This is a genomic window from Actinoplanes sp. NPDC051405 (assembly GCF_055586185.1).
Map to the genome: position 1 here is coordinate 1 of NZ_JBVJIR010000044.1, position 2,052 is coordinate 2,052.

A 2,052-nucleotide genomic window follows, 5' to 3' on the forward strand; every position below is an offset into this window, starting at 1 on the left:
GGATCCAGGTGTGTGGGTCGGTAGGGGAGCGTCGTGCTACCGGTGAAGCGGCAGGGTGACCTAGCCGTGGAGGTTGCACGAGTGAGAATGCAGGCATGAGTAGCGAATGAAGGGTGAGAAACCCTTCCGCCGGATGACCAAGGGTTCCAGGGCCAGGCTAATCCGCCCTGGGTGAGTCGGGGCCTAAGGCGAGGCCGAGAGGCGTAGTCGATGGATAACGGGTTGATATTCCCGTACCCGCAAAGGAGCGCCCAAGACGAACCTTGTTGTGCTAACCACGCGAAGCGCCGGCGACTTTCGGGTCAAGGGTGTGGAGTCTGGGAACCTGGCAGGTAGTAGTTTAGCGATGGGGTGACGCAGGAAGGTAGCTGATCCCGGCCGGTGGTTGTGCCGGGGTAAGCGTGTAGGCCGTGTCATAGGCAAATCCGTGACGCATGAGGCTGAGACGTGATGCCGAGCCGATTCAGGTGAAGTCAGTGATCCTATGCTGCCGAGAAAAGCCTCTAGCGATGTTCCGAGCGGCCCGTACCCCAAACCGACACAGGTGGTCAGGTAGAGAATACCGAGGCGACGGGCGAACTGTGGTTAAGGAACTCGGCAAATTGCCCCCGTAACTTAGGGAGAAGGGGGGCCGGACGCGTGAAGCCCCTTGCGGGTGGAGCGTGGTATGGCCGCAGAGAGCAGGGGGAAGCGACTGTTTACTAAAAACACAGGTCCATGCCAAGTCGTAAGACGATGTATATGGACTGACGCCTGCCCGGTGCTGGAACGTTAAGGGGACCTGTTAGCCTTTCGGGGCGAGGCGGAGAACTTAAGCGCCAGTAAACGGCGGTGGTAACTATAACCATCCTAAGGTAGCGAAATTCCTTGTCGGGTAAGTTCCGACCTGCACGAATGGCGTAACGACTTCCCCACTGTCTCAACCACAGGCCCGGCGAAATTGCAGTACGAGTAAAGATGCTCGTTACGCGCGGCAGGACGGAAAGACCCCGGGACCTTTACTATAGCTTGACATTGGTATCCGAATGTAATTGTGTAGGATAGGTGGGAGCCTGTGAAGTCCGGACGCCAGTTCGGGTGGAGGCAATCTTGAAATACCACTCTGTTGGATTTGGGTATCTAACTTGCGGCCCTGATCGGGTCGAGGGACAGTGTCTGGTGGGTAGTTTAACTGGGGCGGTTGCCTCCTAAAAGGTAACGGAGGCGCCCAAAGGTTCCCTCAGCCTGGTTGGCAATCAGGTGTTGAGTGTAAGTACACAAGGGAGCTTGACTGTGAGACTGACAGGTCGAGCAGGGACGAAAGTCGGGACTAGTGATCCGGCACTTGCGTGTGGAAGCGGTGTCGCTCAACGGATAAAAGGTACCCCGGGGATAACAGGCTGATCTTCCCCAAGAGTCCATATCGACGGGATGGTTTGGCACCTCGATGTCGGCTCGTCGCATCCTGGGGCTGTAGCAGGTCCCAAGGGTTGGGCTGTTCGCCCATTAAAGCGGTACGCGAGCTGGGTTTAGAACGTCGTGAGACAGTTCGGTCCCTATCCGCCGTGCGCGTTGGATACTTGAGAAGGGCTGTCCCTAGTACGAGAGGACCGGGACGGACGAACCTCTGGTGTGCCAGTTGTCCCGCCAGGGGCACGGCTGGTTGGCTACGTTCGGAAGGGATAACCGCTGAAAGCATCTAAGCGGGAAGCTCGCTTCGAGATGAGGTATCCCACCACCTTGAGTGGGTAAGGCTCCCAGCTAGACGACTGGGTTGATAGGCCGGAGATGTAAGCCTAGTAATAGGTTCAGTCGACCGGTACTAATAGGCCGAGGGCTTAACTACACCAAACTTGATGTTCGACCGCGTCCACTGTGTGATTCACAGCAAACAACCACCCCACCCCGGGTAGTTCGCGGGGTGCTGGAGTGTTGGTTGTGTCGCTGATAGCTGTTTCGGTGGTTATAGCGGAGGGGAAACGCCCGGTCTCATTCCGAACCCGGAAGCTAAGCCCTCCAGCGCCGATGGTACTGCACTCGGGAGGGTGTGGGAGAGTAGGACGCCGCCGGACT

At 57.7% G+C, this 2,052-nt stretch carries 2 rRNA genes; both read left to right on the top strand.

Annotated features, from left to right (window positions below):
- Nucleotides 1–1,825, top strand: a 23S ribosomal RNA gene (locus ACZ6S4_RS44595); the annotation flags it as partial.
- Between the two features lie 109 nt (nucleotides 1,826–1,934).
- Nucleotides 1,935–2,051, top strand: a 5S ribosomal RNA gene (rrf, locus tag ACZ6S4_RS44600).
- Nucleotide 2,052 lies beyond the last annotated feature (1 nt).